The sequence below is a fragment of the Streptomyces niveiscabiei genome (genome assembly GCF_001419795.1).
Taxonomy (GTDB): domain Bacteria; phylum Actinomycetota; class Actinomycetes; order Streptomycetales; family Streptomycetaceae; genus Streptomyces; species Streptomyces niveiscabiei.
Genome location: NZ_LIRL01000485.1, coordinates 1 through 17,354, shown reverse-complemented (window position 1 = coordinate 17,354; position 17,354 = coordinate 1). Strand labels below are relative to the sequence as shown.

At 71.3% G+C, this 17,354-nt stretch carries 13 protein-coding genes; 7 read left to right on the top strand and 6 right to left on the bottom strand.

The window, feature by feature from the left end:
* The coding region (locus AOK24_RS23350) for an ABC transporter substrate-binding protein (RefSeq protein WP_055722027.1) at positions 1–968 on the top strand (968 nt) is incomplete at its 5' end.
* A 117-nt stretch (positions 969–1,085) separates the two neighbouring features.
* On the opposite strand, the gene mltG is transcribed toward AOK24_RS23350, so the two are convergent.
* Both mltG and AOK24_RS23340 read right to left on the bottom strand, forming a co-directional pair.
* Positions 1,086–1,931, bottom strand: coding sequence for an endolytic transglycosylase MltG (gene mltG, locus AOK24_RS23345; RefSeq protein ID WP_055722026.1), 846 nt, complete (start codon positions 1,929–1,931; stop codon positions 1,086–1,088).
* Between the two features lie 135 nt (positions 1,932–2,066).
* Positions 2,067–3,905, bottom strand: a complete 1,839-nt coding sequence (locus AOK24_RS23340) for an ABC transporter ATP-binding protein (protein WP_055722025.1) — start codon at positions 3,903–3,905, stop codon at positions 2,067–2,069.
* Between the two features lie 97 nt (positions 3,906–4,002).
* Here AOK24_RS23340 and AOK24_RS23335 point away from each other — a divergent pair, with 97 nt between their 5' ends.
* Positions 4,003–4,449 (top strand): MarR family winged helix-turn-helix transcriptional regulator, encoded by a 447-nt coding sequence (locus AOK24_RS23335; RefSeq protein ID WP_055722024.1) that lies wholly within the window; start codon positions 4,003–4,005, stop codon positions 4,447–4,449.
* A 74-nt stretch (positions 4,450–4,523) separates the two neighbouring features.
* Here AOK24_RS23335 and AOK24_RS23330 read toward each other — a convergent pair whose 3' ends face one another.
* From AOK24_RS23330 to AOK24_RS23320, 3 genes are all read right to left on the bottom strand, one after another.
* Positions 4,524–5,936: a cation:dicarboxylate symporter family transporter gene (locus tag AOK24_RS23330; RefSeq protein ID WP_055722023.1), complete on the bottom strand. Its 1,413-nt coding sequence runs from the start codon at positions 5,934–5,936 to the stop codon at positions 4,524–4,526.
* A gap of 170 nt (positions 5,937–6,106) precedes the next feature.
* On the bottom strand, positions 6,107–7,726 hold the full coding sequence (locus AOK24_RS23325; protein ID WP_055722022.1) for a peptide-N4-asparagine amidase: 1,620 nt from the start codon (positions 7,724–7,726) through the stop codon (positions 6,107–6,109).
* A 46-nt stretch (positions 7,727–7,772) separates the two neighbouring features.
* Positions 7,773–8,492, bottom strand: coding sequence for a L,D-transpeptidase family protein (locus tag AOK24_RS23320; protein WP_079056949.1), 720 nt, complete (start codon positions 8,490–8,492; stop codon positions 7,773–7,775).
* A gap of 106 nt (positions 8,493–8,598) precedes the next feature.
* On the opposite strand from AOK24_RS23320, the gene AOK24_RS23315 reads away from it, so the two are divergent.
* The 3 genes from AOK24_RS23315 to AOK24_RS23305 all read left to right on the top strand — a co-directional run bounded on the left by AOK24_RS23315 (position 8,599) and on the right by AOK24_RS23305 (position 13,112).
* Entirely contained in the window at positions 8,599–10,482 is a 1,884-nt protein-coding gene (locus AOK24_RS23315; RefSeq protein WP_055722020.1) for an ABC transporter transmembrane domain-containing protein, read from the top strand.
* Complete coding sequence (locus AOK24_RS23310; RefSeq protein WP_055722019.1) at positions 10,479–12,260, top strand: ABC transporter ATP-binding protein; 1,782 nt, start codon at positions 10,479–10,481, stop codon at positions 12,258–12,260. The genes AOK24_RS23315 and AOK24_RS23310 overlap by 4 nt, the downstream gene beginning before the upstream one ends.
* A 381-nt stretch (positions 12,261–12,641) precedes the next feature.
* The gene (locus tag AOK24_RS23305) at positions 12,642–13,112 is read left to right on the top strand and encodes a DUF5709 domain-containing protein (protein WP_055722018.1); all 471 of its coding nucleotides are present in this window, start codon (positions 12,642–12,644) and stop codon (positions 13,110–13,112) included.
* A gap of 35 nt (positions 13,113–13,147) precedes the next feature.
* On the opposite strand, the gene AOK24_RS23300 is transcribed toward AOK24_RS23305, so the two are convergent.
* The gene (locus tag AOK24_RS23300; protein WP_055722017.1) at positions 13,148–13,942 is read right to left on the bottom strand and encodes a metal-dependent hydrolase; all 795 of its coding nucleotides are present in this window, start codon (positions 13,940–13,942) and stop codon (positions 13,148–13,150) included.
* 145 nt (positions 13,943–14,087) lie between these two features.
* Here AOK24_RS23300 and AOK24_RS23295 point away from each other — a divergent pair, with 145 nt between their 5' ends.
* Together AOK24_RS23295 and AOK24_RS23290 are read left to right on the top strand one after the other, a co-directional pair.
* Positions 14,088–16,601: a DEAD/DEAH box helicase gene (locus AOK24_RS23295; RefSeq protein WP_055722016.1), complete on the top strand. Its 2,514-nt coding sequence runs from the start codon at positions 14,088–14,090 to the stop codon at positions 16,599–16,601.
* A gap of 31 nt (positions 16,602–16,632) precedes the next feature.
* Positions 16,633–17,354: acyl-CoA thioesterase (locus AOK24_RS23290; RefSeq protein WP_055722015.1), on the top strand; the 722-nt coding region annotated here is incomplete at its 3' end.

Sequence of the window (17,354 nt, the reverse complement as noted above, 5' to 3'; positions counted from 1 at the left end):
CCCTCGCCCTCCTCCTCACCGCCTGCGGCGGCGCCTCCTCCGCGAGCACCGCCACCGACGGCACCGGCTCCCTCACCCTCAACGTCGGTGACCAGAAAGGCGGTTCGGAAGCAGTCCTGCGCGCCGCGGGCGAACTCAAGGGCCTCGACTACCGGATCAAGTGGTCCACGTTCACCTCCGGCCCGCCACTCCTGGAAGCCGTCAACGCCGGGGCCGTCGACATCGGCGCCGTCGGCAACACTCCGCCCGTCTTCGCGGCGGGCGCGGGCTCGAAGATCACAGTGGTGGCCGCGTGGCACGGGTCCTCCGAGGGCGAGGCGATCCTCGTGCCGAACGGTTCGGAACTGACCAGGACCGCCGACCTGAAGGGCCGTTCGGTCGCCGTCGCGCAGGGTTCCTCCGCGCACTACCAGTTGATCGCGTCCCTCAAGGCCGCCGGGCTCAGCCTCTCCGACGTACAGGTCAAATATCTCCAACCCGCCGACGCGCTCGCGGCGTTCACCTCCGGGAAGGTCGACGCGTGGGCCGTCTGGGACCCGTACACCTCGCAGGTCCTCGAAGCGAAGAAGGGGCGCGTGCTGACGACCGGGCAGGGGGTCGTCAACGGGCTCAGCTTCCAGGTCGCCGCGCCCGCCGCGCTGAAGGACCCGAAGAAGGAGGCCGCCATCGCCGACTACCTCGCGCGGCTGCGGCGCGCGCAGGACTGGGTGTACGGCCACCAGGCCGACTGGGCGACGGTGTGGGCGAAGGACACGGGGCTGCCGTACGAGGTCGCGCTCGCGTCGGTGAAACGTACGCACGCGACCCGCGTACCGGTCGCCGTCGATCAGTCGGCGATCGACTCCGAGCAGAAGATCGCCGACACGTTCACGGAGCTGAAGCTGATCCCGGGGAAGGTCGACTTCTCGGCCTTCACGGACGGCCGTTTCAACGGAAAGCTGCCTGCCTCCACGACGCCGTCGCGCTGAGGAGCGCCGAGGAGCGCCGAGGGCCGGCGGGCGCCGGTGCGATGCGGGGGCCTGACGGGACGGGGCCCGAGGGCTCCGTCCCGTCGGGCCTCCGTACGCTCCCCGGTCCGCGCTCGGTCAGGCCGCCTTCGGTTTCCGGGCCTGGTTCTTGTTGAACTCCGCCACGTTCCGCTGGTGTTCGGCGTAGTTCGCGGTGAAGCGGGTGTCGCCGGGCTTGACGGTGACGAAGTAGAGCCAGTCGCCGGGGGTGGGGGTGATGGCGGCCCGCATCGCTTGCTCGCCGGGGTTGTCGATGGGGGTCGGGGGGAGGCCCATGCGCTGGTACGAGTTGTAGGGGCTGTCGATCTTCGTGTCGGCGTCCGCCGTCTTGAGGGTGGAGCGGTTGAGGGCGTAGTTGATCGTGGAGTCCATCTGGAGGGGCATGCCGCGTTCGAGGCGGTTGAAGACGACGCGGGCGACCTTGCCCATGTCGGCCTTCGTGGCGGCCTCGGCCTGGATGATGCTGGCGATGGTGACGGCCTGGTAGACGTTCATCGCGTTGCGCTGGGCTCCGGCGGCCATGGGGGCGCCGTTGAACTTCTTGTTCGCGGTGTCGACCATGTACGCGAGGAGGGACTGGGGGGTCGACTTCTCGGTGAGGGGGTACGTCGCGGGGAACAGGTACCCCTCCGGGTTTCCCTCGGCGTCGGTCGGGAGTTTGAGGCCGGTCTTCGGGAGGGTCTTGCGGGTCGTGCCGACCGGCAGGGCGAGCGCCTTGTCGACCGCCTCGTAGACCTGGCCGGAGCGCCAGCCCTCGGGGATGGTCAGGACCTTGGGCTTGGCGGCCTCGGGAGCCGCGCGCTCCACGTTCAGCAGCGGCACCGCCACCGCGGCAGCGGCCACGACGGCCCCGGTGACGACGAGGACGGTTCGGCCACGGCGCGTCAGACGGATCGCGCTCCGGGGCGGAGTGTTCATCTGCATGCGGGCACGTTAACCCGCATACCATCAAAAACAGGGCATATTGTCGCTTTGTCGGATGATCACCCTCCGAAAGCCGGGACATCAGCCCTCGGGGCGCCGGAGCCCGAGGGCGCCGGAACACCCACCCCCCGGCCTCTACGCCGCCGTCACCCGCTCACCCTTCCGCACCAGCCCCGCATACCTCCCCTCCCGCGCCACCAACTCCTCATGCGTCCCCCGCTCCACGACCCGCCCGCCTTCGAGGACGACGATCTGGTCCGCGTCCCGGATCGTCGACAGCCGGTGGGCGATCGTCAGGGTCGTCCGGTTCGCCGACAGCGCGTCGATCGCCCGCTGCACGGCGTACTCCGTCCGCGTGTCCAGCGCGCTGGTCGCCTCGTCGAGGATCAGGACCGGCGGGTCCCGCAGGATGGTCCGCGCGATGGCGAGGCGCTGTTTCTCGCCGCCGGAGAAGCGGTGTCCCCGCTCACCGACGACCGTGTCGTACCCATCGGGCAGCGACACGATGTGGTCGTGGATCTGCGCGGCGCGCGCCGCCTCGTGCAGTTCCTCGTCGCTCGCGTCGGGCTTCGCGAACCGCAGGTTCTCCGCGACCGTCGCGTGGAAGAGGTACGTCTCCTGGGAGACGACGCCGATCGCGCGCGCGAGGGTGTCGAAGTCGAGGTCGCGGACGTCGACCCCGTCGAGGGTGACCCGGCCGCCCGTCACGTCGTACAGGCGCGGCACGAGGTGGCCCAGCGTGGACTTGCCCGCGCCGGTCGGGCCGACGACGGCGAGGCCGTGGCCTGCGGGAACGGTGATGTCGACGCCGTCGAGGATCGCCCGGCCGGCGCCTTCGCCCTCGTACCGGCCGCCGCCCTCACCGCCGTACCGGAACGACACGTCCTCGAAGCGGATCTCCCCCTTGACGCGGTCCAGGTGGACGGCGTCGTCCCGCTCGGTGATGTCGATCGGCAGGTCGAGGTACTCGAAGATGCGCTGGAAGAGCGCGAGGGAGGTCTGGATCTGGACGCCGGTCGCCAGGAGGCTGACGGCGGGGCGGAAGAGGCCCTGCTGGAGGGAGACGAAGGCGACGATCGTGCCCAGCGAGATGGCGGGGCCGCCGATCTGGAGGGCGACGCCCGCAGCCCAGTAGATGAACGCCGGCATCGCGGACATGACGATCCCGATGACGGCCATCCGCCAGCGGCCCGCCATGTTGGAGCGGACCTCCAGGTCGACGAGGCGCTCGGACTCGTCGGCGAAGGTCCTGGTCAGGGAGTCGGCGCGGCCCATCGTGCGGCCGAGCAGGATGCCGCTGACGGAGAGCGACTCGGTGACCGTCGCGGACATCGCGGCCATCTGCTTCTGCCGCTCGGTGGTGATCCTCTTGCGCTCCGAGCCGACCCGGCGGCTGATCCAGACGAAGACCGGCAGGAGCAGCAGCGAGACGGCGGTCAGCCGCCAGTCGAGGGCGAGCATCGCGACGATCGTGGCGACGACGCTGGTGAAGTTGGAGACCAGGGAGGTCGCGGTGGAGGTGACGGTCGCCTGCATGCCGCCGATGTCGTTGGCTATGCGGGACTGGACCTCGCCGGTGCGCGTGCGCGTGAAGAACGCGAGCGACATCCGCTGGAGGCGGCCGTAGACGGCCGTCCGCAGGTCGTGCATGACGCGCTGGCCGACCGTCGTCGAGATCAGCGTCTGGAGGACGCCGAAGACGCCGGAGAGGACGGCGCTGAGGATCATGCCGAGGGCGAGCAGGCTGAGCAGGCCCGTACGCCCCTGGGGGATCGCGACGTCCAGCGTCTCCTTCAGCAGGAACGGCGTCGCGACGCCGACCAGCGAGGAGGCGGCGACCAGCAGGCCCACGAGGGCGAGGCGGGCGCGGTAGGGGCGGAACAGCTTCAGGATGCGGCGGACCTGGCGCGGTTGGGGCTGCTCGGGGTCGGCCGGTGGGTTCCAGGCGGGTTGTTTCTCTCGGTCGGGGTGCATGGGCTCCTTCGGGAGGTGCTTCGGAGATCCTGTGAACCAGGACCACGCTCATTGTTACCTATACTCACAATGAATGGCATCCTGTTATTGTTCCCGTATGGCCACACCAGATTCCGACAGCCTGCTCGCCGAGCAGTTGCTGCGGTTCACCCGCCGCGTGCACCGCATCCAGAAGCGGCACATCGAGGAGTGCGGCCTGGGTGTCACCCCGGCCCAGTCCCGCCTGCTGCGCACGCTCGCGCAGTACCCCTCCCCACCGCGGATGGCCGACCTCGCCGAGCGCCTCGAAGTGGTCCCGCGCGCGGTGACGACGCTGGTGGACGGCCTGGAGGCGAACGGAAAGGTGCGCCGGGTCCCCGATCCGACGAACCGGCGCGTGATCCGCATCGAGCTGACGGAGGACGGGCGTACGGCGCTGAGCGAGCTGCGGGGGGCTCGGCGGTCGGCAGCGTCGGAGATCCTCGCGCCGCTGTCGCCGGACGAGCGGGAGGAGCTGGGGGAGCTGCTGGGGACGCTGCTGAGCGGGATGCCGGTGCACGGCTGAGGCGGCATGCGCGGCACACGACAGCGACCGCCGCACCCGGGGTTCCGGATGCGGCGGTCGCTGCGCGTTCTGGGTCAGCTCGCTTCGGGTGCGGGCTCCTTCTTGGTGAGCTGCGCGGGCACGGCCGCCTGCTCCTCACCCTTCCCCTCGCCACCCTTCCCCGCGTCGCTCTCGTCCTCGGCGTCGTCCGTCACGTCGATCTCCCCGTCCAGGACCTTCTTCGCCCGTTCGAGATCCAGCGCCCCCTCCCACCGCGACACCGCGAACACGGCGACGCAGTTGCCGAGCAGGTTCGTGACGACGCGCATCGAGTCCATGATCCGGTCGACGCCGAGGAGCAGGGCGACCGCCCCGGCGGGGATCGCGCCGAGGGACGACGCCGTCGCGGAGAGCGCGAGGAACGCGGAGCCGGGGATGCCCGCCATGCCCTTGCTGGTCAGCATCAGCACCAGGACGACGGTGATCTGCTGGCTGAGGCTGAGGTCGACGCCGACGGCCTGCGCGATGAACAGGGTGCCGATGGAGAGGTAGAGGGACGCGCCGTCGAGGTTGAAGGAGTAGCCGGTCGGCAGGACGAGGCCGACCGCGTCGTCCCGGGCGCCCGCCTTGCGCAGCTTCTGCATGACGCGCGGCATGACCGACTCGGTGGACGCGGTGCCGAGCGCGAGCAGCATCTCCTCCCGGATGTAGCGCAGGAACTTCCAGAGGCTGAGCCCGGTCACGATCCGCAGGGCGACGGCGAGCAGCGCGATGAACACGGCCGCTGCGGCGTAGCACAGGGCGATCAGCTTGCCGTACGTCTCGATCACGCCGAGGCCGTAGTTGCCGATCAGGACGGCCATCGCGCCGAACACGGCGATCGGGGCGAGGCGCATCACGAAGCCGACGATCGCGAAGATGATCTCCTGCGCCTGCTCGATCGCGGGCAGCACCTGCGGGACCTTCGTGTGCCCGAGGTGCAGCAGCGCCGCGCCGACGAGGCAGGCCAGGATCAGCACCTGGAGCAGGGAGTTCTCGGCGAACGCGCCGACGAACGAGGTCGGCAGCGAGTGGAGCACGAACTCGGTGGTCGACGGCAGCGAGCCGCCGTTCGTCTTCGCGTCGACCGCCGCCGTGTTCAGCGTGGCGGGGTCGACGTGCATCCCGGAGCCCGGCTGGACGAGGTTCGCGGCGAGCAGCCCGACGATCAGCGCGAACGTGCTCGCGACCTCGAACCAGATCAGCGCCTTGAGGCCGATGCGGCCGAACGCCTTGAGGTCGCCGGCTTTGGCGATCCCGACGACGACCACGCAGAACACGAGCGGCGAGATGATCGTCTTGATCAGCCGGATGAACCCGTCGCCGAGCGGCTGTAGGTCGGAGGCGAAGCCCGGCCAGAGCTTGCCGACGGCGATCCCGAGCACGAGCGCTATCGCGACCTGGGTGAACAACGAGGTACGCAGCGTTCGTGCGACGCGTCGCGGCAGGGATGGTACGGACTGCGGCACGGGCACTCCTGGTAGGGACGGCGGACTCACAGAAACCCGACAGGACTTCTGCGATACGGAAAGCGTCTTCCGTGCCGATCACTTTGGAGTGCCCGTGGCTCGTAGGGAAGACCTCCGTGTTGCCGATTTGTAAATCACGTCATGAGTGATGGATCACACATCGGAACGTTTCAGCAGGCGCTACTGTCCTCGGTCAGCATGCCCTGAACCGCGGTCACCGTGCGGTCGTGGCAGCCCAGGGAGCCCGTCAGCCGGTAGCGCTCGGTCGTCGTGGCGACGCCGTGCCGCTGGTCGCGCGGCACGCCGGTCGTGTACGTCGCGTCGCCCGTGTACGTGTCGTCGAGCCGCGACCAGCGCCCGCGTGTGTCGCTGACGGCGGCCCGGTCGGCGAGCGCCATGACCGTGCGCAGCCGGTCGTCCGCGCCGATCGTCGTCGTGCCGTCCATCGTGTACGTCCGGTGCGCGCGCGTGGTGTGCCGGTTCACGGTGACCGTCTCGTCGTCCGTCCACACCCCGTCGAGGGCGTCCAGCTTCTCGCCCTCGGTCCAGCGGTGCGTGGAGGTGTGGGCCAGGGCGCGGGTGACCGTGGTGGTGACACGGCCGTGCGAGGTGTCGGCGTACCCGGTGACCGTGAGGCGGTGCGCGGCCTTCGTGTCGACGCGGTGCTGCGAACCCGGCGTGTAAGTCGAGGAGTTGGCCGGGGCGCCCTCCTTATGGGCGGTCACCTTGCCGGTGACCTGCTTCTTTCCCGCGTCCTGCCAGACCAGGACGTTGACCGGCGCGCTCCAGCCCGTCTGGCCCTCGGGGACGCCGACGACCGCGACCTCGACGCGGTGCGGGCGGCCGTCGTTGAGGACGCCGGCGAACGGGGTCAGGTCGTACTCGATCGGCTTGATGTCGAAGGCGCGGGGGCCGGGGACGACGTACCAGAGGAAGGGGTTGGACCAGCCGCCGGTCCACACGGTCGGGAACGGGGTGGCGATTCCGGCGAGTTGCCCGTCCACCTTGATCTGGACCTCGCGGTAGGGGCCGTCGGGCGTCTGGCAGGAGTACGGCGCCGGGGCCGGGACGGAGAGGTACCAGTACTCCTCGCAGCCGCCTCCGGAGCCGGTGGCGTAGACCTCGGCGAGGATGCGTTCGCTGTTGCGGGGGGTGGTGAGGGTGTGGTCGGGGGTGAGGGTGAGGACCTTGTCGGGGTACAGCTTCGTTCCGGCCTGCTTCGGCTCGGGCGCCTTGTAGAACGTCAGCGTGACCTTGACGTCCAGCACGCCCGTGTACGTGTCGTCGACCACGTTCCCGATCAGCATCTCGACGTCCTGTGCGCGCCGGAGCGTGTCGGTGTAGCGGGTGACGTCCTTCTCGACCGACCACTCGATGCCGTCCGGGGAGGGCTGCGGGGTCGAGGTGCGGAAGATCTCGACGCCGCCGAGGTGGAGGTAGCCGAGGCGGTCGTACTGGCGGCCCTTGACCTTGCCGTCCATGCGCAGGACGACCTTGCTCCAGCTGTCACCGCAGGCCGGGGGCGGGGTGTACGTCCCGCGGTACGGGGTGAAGTCGCTGAACCGGGCCTGGGCGACGGTGACTTCGCAGGACTCGGTGCCGGGTGTGGGGATGGGTGGGGCGGCGGTCAGGGGGTCGTGCCAGTCGGAGCCGAACTCGGGCGGGGCGCCGGCGGGTCGGTGCACCGTGCGGGAGGTTTCCGGGGTTGCCGTGGCCGTCGTGGTCGCTGTCAGCGGGAGGGCCGCCGCCGTCAGCGCGGCGAGCATGGACATGATGAGCCGTCTGGTCATGGCCGGTGTTCTAAGGGGAGTCTCCCCCGTCCCGCAACCGTGCGGTTCAGGCCTTCAGTTCGGCCCGGTCCCCCATCACCACGACCGGGTGCGCGGCCGGGTCCAGTGTCCGCAGCAGGTGTTCCATGCCCGCCTTCGACAGGCTGACGCAGGCCGAGGTGCCACTGCCGTGGTCCATGTGGAGCCAGATGCTCCCTCCCTTCTTCTCCCCCTCCGGGCGGGTCGGGTCGCTCGGCGAGGTGCCCTTGATCCGGTTGTAGTCGATGGCGATGACGTAGTCGAAGTCGTGGCGGTACGGCTTCTGCCACCAGCTCGGCGTCTCGAAGGCGCTGGAGCGGGTGTACGGCAGTTTCGTGCCGGGGTTCTTCAGGACGCCGCCCGCGTCGGTGAGCGTGAACACCCCCACCGGGCTACGGCCGTCGTTCTCGTGGTGATCCGTCGTCCAGCCCTTGCGCGCGTTGTGGGCCGGCCAACTGCTCTCCTTCTGCCAGGTTCTGCCCTGCTTGATGTAGAGAACGGCCGTCGCGTCCGGAGAGTTCCTGCCGTCGCCATAAACCGCGACGACCTGCCGCGAGGCGGCCGGGATGCGCTTCTGGAAGTCCGGGCCGAGGTCCGGAACGGCCGTCAGGGCTCGCGCGGCGGCGGGCTTCTTCGCCCCGGCGTCCGCGCCGTCGTGCGCCTGCGTACCCGCGCAGCCGGTCAGGGCGACGAGCAGCGCTCCGGCCGCGGCCAGGGATCGCGTCACAGTTCCTCGCATGCGTTCCATAGTCGCAATCCCTGCGGCCCAGGGGAAAACCGGTTGAGATCGGTGGTCCGGCGCGGCGACGCTGGCACGGTTTGCGCCTCCTTCTGACACGAGCTGCTGGGACGTCATGCAGATCCACGATCTTCCGTACCGAGACCCTGGTGTGTCGGACGCGCGCTCCGGGCCCCGCTTCCTGTGGTGGCTCGGCCGCAGCCAGGCGGGAGGCCAGCTCAAGTCCCTGGCCTGGGGCCTGCTGCACTTCCCGGCCGTGTCCGCGCAGCCCTTCATCGTGGGGTACGCCGTCCAGGCCGTCGTCGACCGCTCGGGCGCCCGGCTCGCGCTGGCGGGCGCGCTGATGCTGGTGTGCGGGATCGCCATCACCGCAGGTGACACGTTCCTGCACCGCGCCGCCGTCACCAACTGGATCACCGCGGCGGCCCGTGTCCAGCAGTTGCTGGCCCGCAAGGCGTCGGTGCTCGGGGCGGGGCTCACGCGGCGGGTCGCGGCCGGTGAAGTGGTGGCGGTTTCGACAGGCGACGTGGAGAAGATCGGTTGGTTCGTCGAGTCGGTCTCCCGGTTCACGGCTGCCGCGGTCACCGTCGTCCTCGTCTGTGTCGGGCTGCTCTTCTACCAGCCCGCGCTCGGTGTCGTCGTCGCCGTCGGGCTGCCCGTCGTGGCGGTCGCGGCGCTGCCGCTGCTGCCCCGGGCGACCCGGCGGGCCGACGTCCAGCGCGAGAAGGCGGGGCGCGCGACCGAGTTGGCATCCGACACCGTCGCGGGGCTGCGGGTGCTGCGCGGGATCGGCGGGGAGGAACTCTTCCTCGACCGCTACCGCGCCGCCTCCCAGGACGTCCGGCACGCCGCCGTCCGCAGTGCCGGGATGTGGGCGCTGATCAGCGCGCTTCAAGGGCTGCTGCCGGGGCTGCTGCTCGTGGGGGTGGTCTGGTACGGGGTTCATCTGGCGCAGGAGGGGCGGGTTTCGGTGGGGGAACTCGTCACGGTCTACAGCTCCGTCGCGGTGCTTTCTTATCCTTTGCGCCATTTCGAGGAGATCGCGATGGCTTACTCCTTCTCTCGGCCGTCGGCTCAACGGGCGGCTCGGGTGCTGTCGTTGGAGCGCGGGGCGGGTTCCGGGGCGGACGGGGTGTCGGGCGAGGGGACCCTGCCCTCCAGCCCGGGTGACCTCGTCGTCGGCGCGGAGGACTTCGCCGCCGGGGACCTGTACGACCCCGGCTCCGGGCTGCTCGCCCCCGCCGGGGTCCTCACCGCCGTGGTCTGCGGCGATCCCGACGCGGCCGGGCGGCTCGCCGAGCGGCTCGGGGGGCACTCCGTCGAGGAGGGGCCGTCCGTGGAGCTGGGCGGGGTGACGCTGGACGCGCTGCCGCTGGACGTCGCGCGGGCCACCGTACTCGTCCAGGACAAGGACCCCGTGCTGCTGTCCGGCACCCTGCGCGAGCTGCTCGACGTGCCGTCGTCCGGCGTGGTCGAGGCGGACGCCGCGCTCGCCGCCGCGCGCTGCGAGGACGTCCTCGACGCGCTCACCCAGGGCACGCCGGGCGACCCCATGGACGCCCACATCACCGAACGCGGGCGCTCCCTCTCCGGCGGCCAGCGCCAGCGCCTCGCACTCGCCCGCTCCCTGGTCACCGACCCTGAGGTCCTGGTCCTCGACGAGCCGACGTCCGCCGTCGACTCCCACACGGAGGCCCGGATCTCGGAGGGCGTACGGGGGTTGCGCAAGGGGCGTACGACGGTGGTGTTCACCTCGTCGCCGCTCCTGCTGGACGTCGCGGACCGGGTGGTCCTGGTGGACGACGGCGAGGTGGCCGCCGTGGGCACGCACCGCGAGCTGCTGCGGGACGAGCCCCGGTACCGGGCCGTGGTGACACGGGAGCCGGAGGCGCCGGACGAAGGCGGGCCGGGCAGCGCCGTACCCGGGACCGGCGTACCGGCCCCCGCCGAACCGAGCGCCGTCAGGCCTGAGCTGGACAAGATCGAGGAGTCGGCATGATCGGCGTGGAGCCACCGCAGTACGACCCGGCCGCGCCGACGACGGCGAGCACGCTGCCCGTCGGCGCGTCCGCCACTGTCCGCGCGTACGTCGGTGAGCTGGTGCGCAGGCACCGGCGCGCCTTCCTGGTCCTGGTCGTCGTCAACACCGTCGCGACCGTCGCCGCGATGGTGGGACCGTGGCTGCTGGGCGACCTCGTCGAGCGGGTGTCGGAGGGTGAGCGGGAGCTGCGGCTCGGGCTGACCGTCACCCTGTTCACGCTCTCGCTCGGCGTGCAGGCCGTGTTCGTGCACCAGATGCGGCTGCGCGGCGCGATGCTCGGCGAGCGGATGCTGGCCGACCTGCGCGAGGACTTCCTCGTCAGGTCGGTGCGGCTGCCGCCGGGCGTGCTGGAGCGGGCCGGGACCGGGTCTCTGCTGTCGCGCATCACCACCGACATCGACCGGCTCGCGAACGCCATGCGTGAGGCCGTGCCGCAGCTGATCATCGGCGTGCTGTGGTCGACGCTGCTGCTCGCCGGCCTCGTCGTGACGGCGCCACCGCTCGCCGCCGCCGTCCTGCTCGCCGTGCCGCTGCTGGTCGTCGGCTGGCGCTGGTACTTCAAGCGGGCGCCCGCCGGGTACCGCTCGGAGGCCGCCGGGTACGCGGCCGTCGCCGCCGCGCTCGCGGAGACCGTGGACGCCGGCCGGACCGTCGAGGCGCACCGGCTCGGGGAGCGCCGGGTCGCGCTGTCCGAGCTGCGGATCCGGCAGTGGACCAGTTGGGAGCGGTACACGCTCTGGCTGCGGTCGGTGCTGTTCCCCGTCATCAACGCCGTACACATCACGGTCCTCGCGTCCGTGCTGATGCTCGGCGGTGTGTTCGTCCTCCAGGGGTGGATCGGTGTCGGGCAGCTCACCACCGGGGCGCTGCTCGCGCAGATGCTGGTCGATCCGGTGAACCTGATCCTGCGCTGGTACGACGAGTTGCAGGTCGCGCAGGTGTCGCTGGCCCGGCTGGTGGGGGTGCGGGAGATCGAGCCGGACGCCGGTCGGGCGGATCTCGCGCCCGAGGGCCGGGAGCTGGCCGCGGACTCGGTGCGCTTCGGGTACCGGGAGGGTGTCGACGTCCTGCGCGAGGTGTCGCTGGCGGTGGCGCCGGGTACGCGGCTGGCGCTGGTCGGTCCCTCGGGGGCCGGGAAGTCGACGCTGGGGCGGCTGCTCGCGGGGATCTACGCGCCGCGCACCGGCCAGGTCGCCCTCGGTGGCGCCGAGCTGTCGCGGATGACGGCCGAGCAGGTCCGCTCGCACGTCGCCCTCGTCAACCAGGAGCACCACGTCTTCGTCGGCTCCCTGCGCGACAACCTCCTGCTCGCGCGGACCGGCGCGGACGACGCCGAGCTGTGGGCGGCTCTGGGCGCGGTCGACGCGTCCGCCTGGGCGCGGGCGCTGGACGGCGGGCTGGACACCGAGGTCGGCTCCGGCGGGCTCGCCCTCACCCCCGCGCAGGCCCAGCAGATCGCGCTGGCCCGCCTCGTCCTGGCCGACCCGCACACCCTCGTCCTCGACGAGGCGACCTCCCTCCTCGACCCGCGCGCGGCCCGCCACCTGGAGCGGTCCCTGTCCCGCGTCCTGGACGGCCGTACGGTCATCGCCATCGCCCACCGGCTGCACACCGCGCACGACGCGGACGTCATCGCCGTCGTGGAGGACGGCCGGATCAGCGAGCTGGGGAGCCACACGGAGCTGGTCGCGGCGGGCGGGGCGTACGCGGCGCTGTGGAGGTCCTGGCACGGGTGAGGCGGGCGCGCGGGGGCCGGTCGGCGCGGGTTCGCCCTGGCCGGTCGGCGCGGGAGGCCGCCGCGTCGTCGGTGCGGTGGCCCGGCCGCCGCGCGCGGGGTCACCGGCGTCGGAGCGGCCAGGGCGGTCGGCCGGTGGGCCAGCGGCGCCCGGCACGCCTGCGAGCGGCCTCGTGCCGGACGGTCCGGGCGCCGTCCCGCCGCGCGCGTCCCCGCCTCGGGCCCGCGGCGCCCCGCCCCCGTGCCCGTCTCCGGCGTCCCACGTCACGGCCGTTGCCGTTGCGCGGGCGCGGGGGCGGGTGGAACGTTGGAAAGCAGTACCCGCGCGCGGTGTGTGCCGGTTCGTGTCGGGCGACGGTGGACGAGCCCTCTGGAGGTGTGCGTGACCAGCGGTGACGGATGGGGAGACGACGTCTACCAGCCCGACGGGTCCGAGGTACAGGACGACGCGGGGCTGCTGGACGCCGAGGACACCCTCGACCACGACGGCGTCGGCGACCCCCTGGACCGCGGCTGGTCCCCGCCGGAGCGGCCGTGGGCGGTGGAGCACACCGGTGTGACGGCGGCGGAGGCCCGGCGCGGGGAGACCCTGGACGAGCGGCTCGCCGAGGAGGTCCCGGACGTCTCCGCGTACGACGGCGACGGCCTCGGCGACTACGACGACGGTGACGGCGAGCTCCTCGACAACGAGGTCGGCGCCGTCCGCTCCGGCCGGCTCGTCGCCCCCGACGAGGGCGCGCACGAGGACGAGGAGAGCGGCCTGATCGCCACCGACGTCGGGATCGACGGGGCGGCGTCCTCCGCCGAGGAGGCGGCGATGCACATCGTCGACGAGGACGCGCTGTCGGGGTGACGGCCCCCGCTCGTCCTTCCCGGCCGGGCCCGGCGTCAGATGAAGTTGAGGGCCGCCGCGCCGCCGACGCCGCCCAGCAGCATGAACACCGGCATGAGGACCCGCAGTTCGACCCAGCTGCCGGCGCGGAACCGCATCACCTTCGGCGGGCCGATCGGGTACCAGCGCTTGCGGCCGATCGGGATGGGCCACAGGACCGGGCAGCCGGAGACGGTCAGCGCGTCCCCGAGGTCGTGCACCAGCGCGCCCAGGACGATCGGCAGCCCGAGCCACAGGTACTCCTGGCCGGGGTCGGTGAACAGCCAGCCCGCGCCGTTGCCCGGCTTGTCCAGCACCCCGGCGATGATCCACGCGCTGGCCGCCGCCAGGAGCCACACCAGGACGTCGCTGCTGGAGCCGCGTGCGGCCCGCCACAGCAGTCCTTCGATCGCCAGCACCATGTGCACGAAAAGGATCGCGAGCACCGCCCAGCGGCCCCCCATGATCGCCAGCGCCGAGGCGCCCGCGCCGATCATCACCGCCCACAGCCAGGTGTGCGTCAGCGTGCGGTGCCCTCCCGAGCGGCGCGGGTCGCCGGGCCCCCGGGTCGCCTTGTAGACGGCGTACGACAGCTTGTCGACGATCTCGCAGAGCCAGCGCGAGAGGGGACCGAAGGCGCGCGAGATCGTGGCGGCCTTGTGGTCGAGGTCGGGGGCGAGGGCGGCGCCCGCGCAGATCAGCGCGCCGGCCAGGACGACCGGCCAGGGCATCGGCTCCCCCGCCGCCGCCGCTGCGGCTCCGACGCCGAGCCAGGCGGCGGCGCCCGACAGTGAGTGTGCTGGTCCCATCATGGCGCTCGCCCGCCCCGTTCCTCTTGTGCCGCTGTCCAGTTGACCGGGTGCCCTGACACTCCGTCGGCGACACAGCGTAGCGGTCGTGATCATCGCACCGGCAGCCGATTCCCCTCAAAGGGGCGCGGACAGGCAAGATGGGGGTGTGACCCTCATCGATCTGCTGCCGCCGACCGCCGACCCCGACGCCCTGTACGAGGCTTTCGAGTCCTGGGCGCAGGAGCGCGGTCTCACGCTCTATCCGCACCAGGAGGAGGCGCTGATCGAGGTGGTCTCCGGGGCGAACGTGATCGTGTCGACGCCGACCGGGTCCGGCAAGAGCATGATCGCGGCGGGCGCCCACTTCGCGGCGCTGGCCCGCGACGAGGTCACGTTCTACACGGCTCCCATCAAGGCGCTGGTGTCGGAGAAGTTCTTCGAGCTGTGCAAGATCTTCGGCACGGAGAACGTCGGCATGCTGACCGGCGACGCCTCCGTCAACTCCGACGCTCCGGTGATCTGCTGCACCGCCGAGGTCCTCGCGTCGATCGCGCTGCGCGACGGGAAGGACGCGGACGTCGGGCAGGTCGTCATGGACGAGTTCCACTTCTACGCCGAGGGCGACCGGGGCTGGGCCTGGCAGATCCCGATCCTGGAGCTTCCGCAGGCGCAGTTCGTGCTGATGTCGGCGACGCTGGGGGACGTCTCCTTCTTCGAGAAGGATCTCGCCCGCCGCACCGGCCGGCCCACCTCGGTGGTCCGCTCGGCGACCCGCCCGGTGCCGCTGTCCTACGAGTACCGCTACACGCCGCTCACGGAGACCCTCACCGACCTGCTGGAGACCCGGCAGGCGCCGGTCTACATCGTGCACTTCACGCAGGCGCAGGCGGTGGAGCGGGCGCAGGCCCTGATGAGCATCAACATGTGCTCGAAGGAGGAGAAGGAGCAGATCGCCGCCCTGATCGGCAATTTCCGCTTCACCACCAAGTTCGGCCGCAACCTCTCCCGGTACGTCCGGCACGGCATCGGCGTGCACCACGCGGGCATGCTGCCCAAGTACCGCCGCCTGGTGGAGAAGCTCGCGCAGGCGGGCCTGCTGAAGGTGATCTGCGGGACGGACACGCTGGGCGTCGGGGTCAACGTCCCGATCCGTACGGTGCTGTTCACGGCCCTCACCAAGTACGACGGCAACCGGGTGCGGACGCTGCGCGCGCGGGAGTTCCACCAGATCGCGGGCCGGGCGGGCCGCGCCGGGTTCGACACGGCCGGGTTCGTCGTCGCGCAGGCGCCCGAGCACGTCATCGAGAACGAGAAGGCGCTCGCGAAGGCCGGTGACGATCCGAAGAAGCGGCGCAAGGTGGTCCGCAAGAAGGCGCCGGAAGGGTTCGTGGCGTGGACGGAGAACACCTTCGACAAGCTGATCGAGTCGGAACCTGAGCCGCTGGCGTCGCGCTTCCGGGTGACGCACACGATGCTGCTGTCGGTGATCGCCCGCCCCGGCAACGCGTTCGAGGCGATGCGCCACCTCCTGGAGGACAACCACGAGCCGCGCAAGCAGCAACTGCGGCACATCCGCCGGGCGATCGCGATCTACCGCTCGCTGCTGGACGGCGGCATCGTCGAGAAGCTCGACGAGCCGGACTCCACCGGCCGCGTCGTGCGCCTGACCGTCGACCTCCAGCAGGACTTCGCGCTCAACCAGCCGCTGTCCACGTTCGCGCTCGCCGCGTTCGAACTCCTCGACCCCGAGTCGCCGTCGTACGCGCTGGACATGGTCTCCGTCGTGGAGTCCACGCTCGACGACCCGCGCCAGATCCTCGCCGCCCAGCAGAACAAGGCGCGCGGCGAGGCGGTCGCCCTGATGAAGGCGGACGGCGTCGAGTACGAGGAGCGCATGGAGCGCCTCCAGGACATCACGTACCCGAAGCCGCTGGAGGAGCTGCTCTTCCACGCGTACGACACGTACCGCAAGAGCCACCCGTGGGTCGGCGACCACCCGCTGTCGCCGAAGTCCGTGATCCGGGACATGTTCGAACGGGCCATGTCGTTCACCGAGCTGGTGTCGCACTACGAGCTGGCGCGCACCGAGGGCATCGTCCTGCGCTACCTGGCGAGCGCGTACAAGGCCCTCGACCACACCGTCCCCGACGACCTGAAGTCCGAGGACCTCCAGGACTTGATCGAGTGGCTGGGCGAGATGGTCCGCCAGGTCGACTCCAGCCTGTTGGACGAGTGGGAGCAGCTCGCCAACCCGGAGGAGATGACCGCCGAGCAGGCGCAGGAGAAGGCCGACGAGGTCAAGCCGGTCACCCTGAACGCGCGCGCCTTCCGGGTCCTGGTGCGCAACGCGATGTTCCGCCGGGTGGAGCTGGCCGCGCTCGACCACGTCGCCGAACTCGGCGAGCTGGACGGCGAGTCCGGCTGGGACGCGGACGCGTGGGGCGAGGCGATGGACAAGTACTGGGACGAGTACGAGGACCTGGGCACCGGTCCGAACGCGCGCGGGCCGAAGCTGCTCGTCATCCAGGAGGAGCCGGCGAACCGGCTGTGGCGGGTGCGGCAGATCTTCGACGACCCGAACGGGGACCACGACTGGGGAATCAGCGCGGAGGTCGACCTCGAAGCGTCCGACGCCGAGGGCCGCGCGGTCGTGCGGGTCACCTCCGTCGGACAGCTCTGACCAGAGCCACCAGCACAGGAGAAGCGCACTCATGACGAACCCCGCCGAGAGACTCGTCGACCTGCTCGACCTGGAGCAGATCGAGGTCAACATCTTCCGCGGCCTCAGCCCCCAGGAGTCCCTCCAGCGGGTCTTCGGCGGGCAGGTGGCCGGGCAGGCGCTGGTCGCCGCGGGCCGGACCACGGAGGGGGACCGGCCGGTGCACTCGCTGCACGCGTACTTCCTGCGTCCCGGCCGGCCCGGTGTGCCGATCGTGTACCAGGTCGAACGGGTGCGGGACGGCCGGTCGTTCACGACCCGGCGGGTCACCGCCGTGCAGCAGGGCCGCACGATCTTCAATCTCACCGCCTCCTTTCACAAGCCTGAGGAAGGTCCCTTCGAGCAGCAGCTGCCGCCGGCCCGGGTGGTCCCGGACCCGGATTCGCTGCCGACCGTCGCGGACGAGGTCCGGGAGCATCTCGGGACGCTGCCCGAGCAGTTCGAGCGGATGGCCCGGCGTCAGCCGTTCGACATCCGGTACGTCGACCGGCTGCGCTGGACCCCCGAGGAGCTGAAGGAGGCCGAGCCCCGCAGCGCGGTGTGGATGCGTGCGGTCGGGCCGCTGGGCGACGATCCCCTCGTTCACACCTGCGCGCTCACCTACGCCAGTGACATGACCCTCCTGGACGCCGTCCGCATCCCCGTCGAGCCCCTGTGGGGTCGGCGGAACTTCGACATGGCCTCCCTGGACCACGCGATGTGGTTCCACCGGCC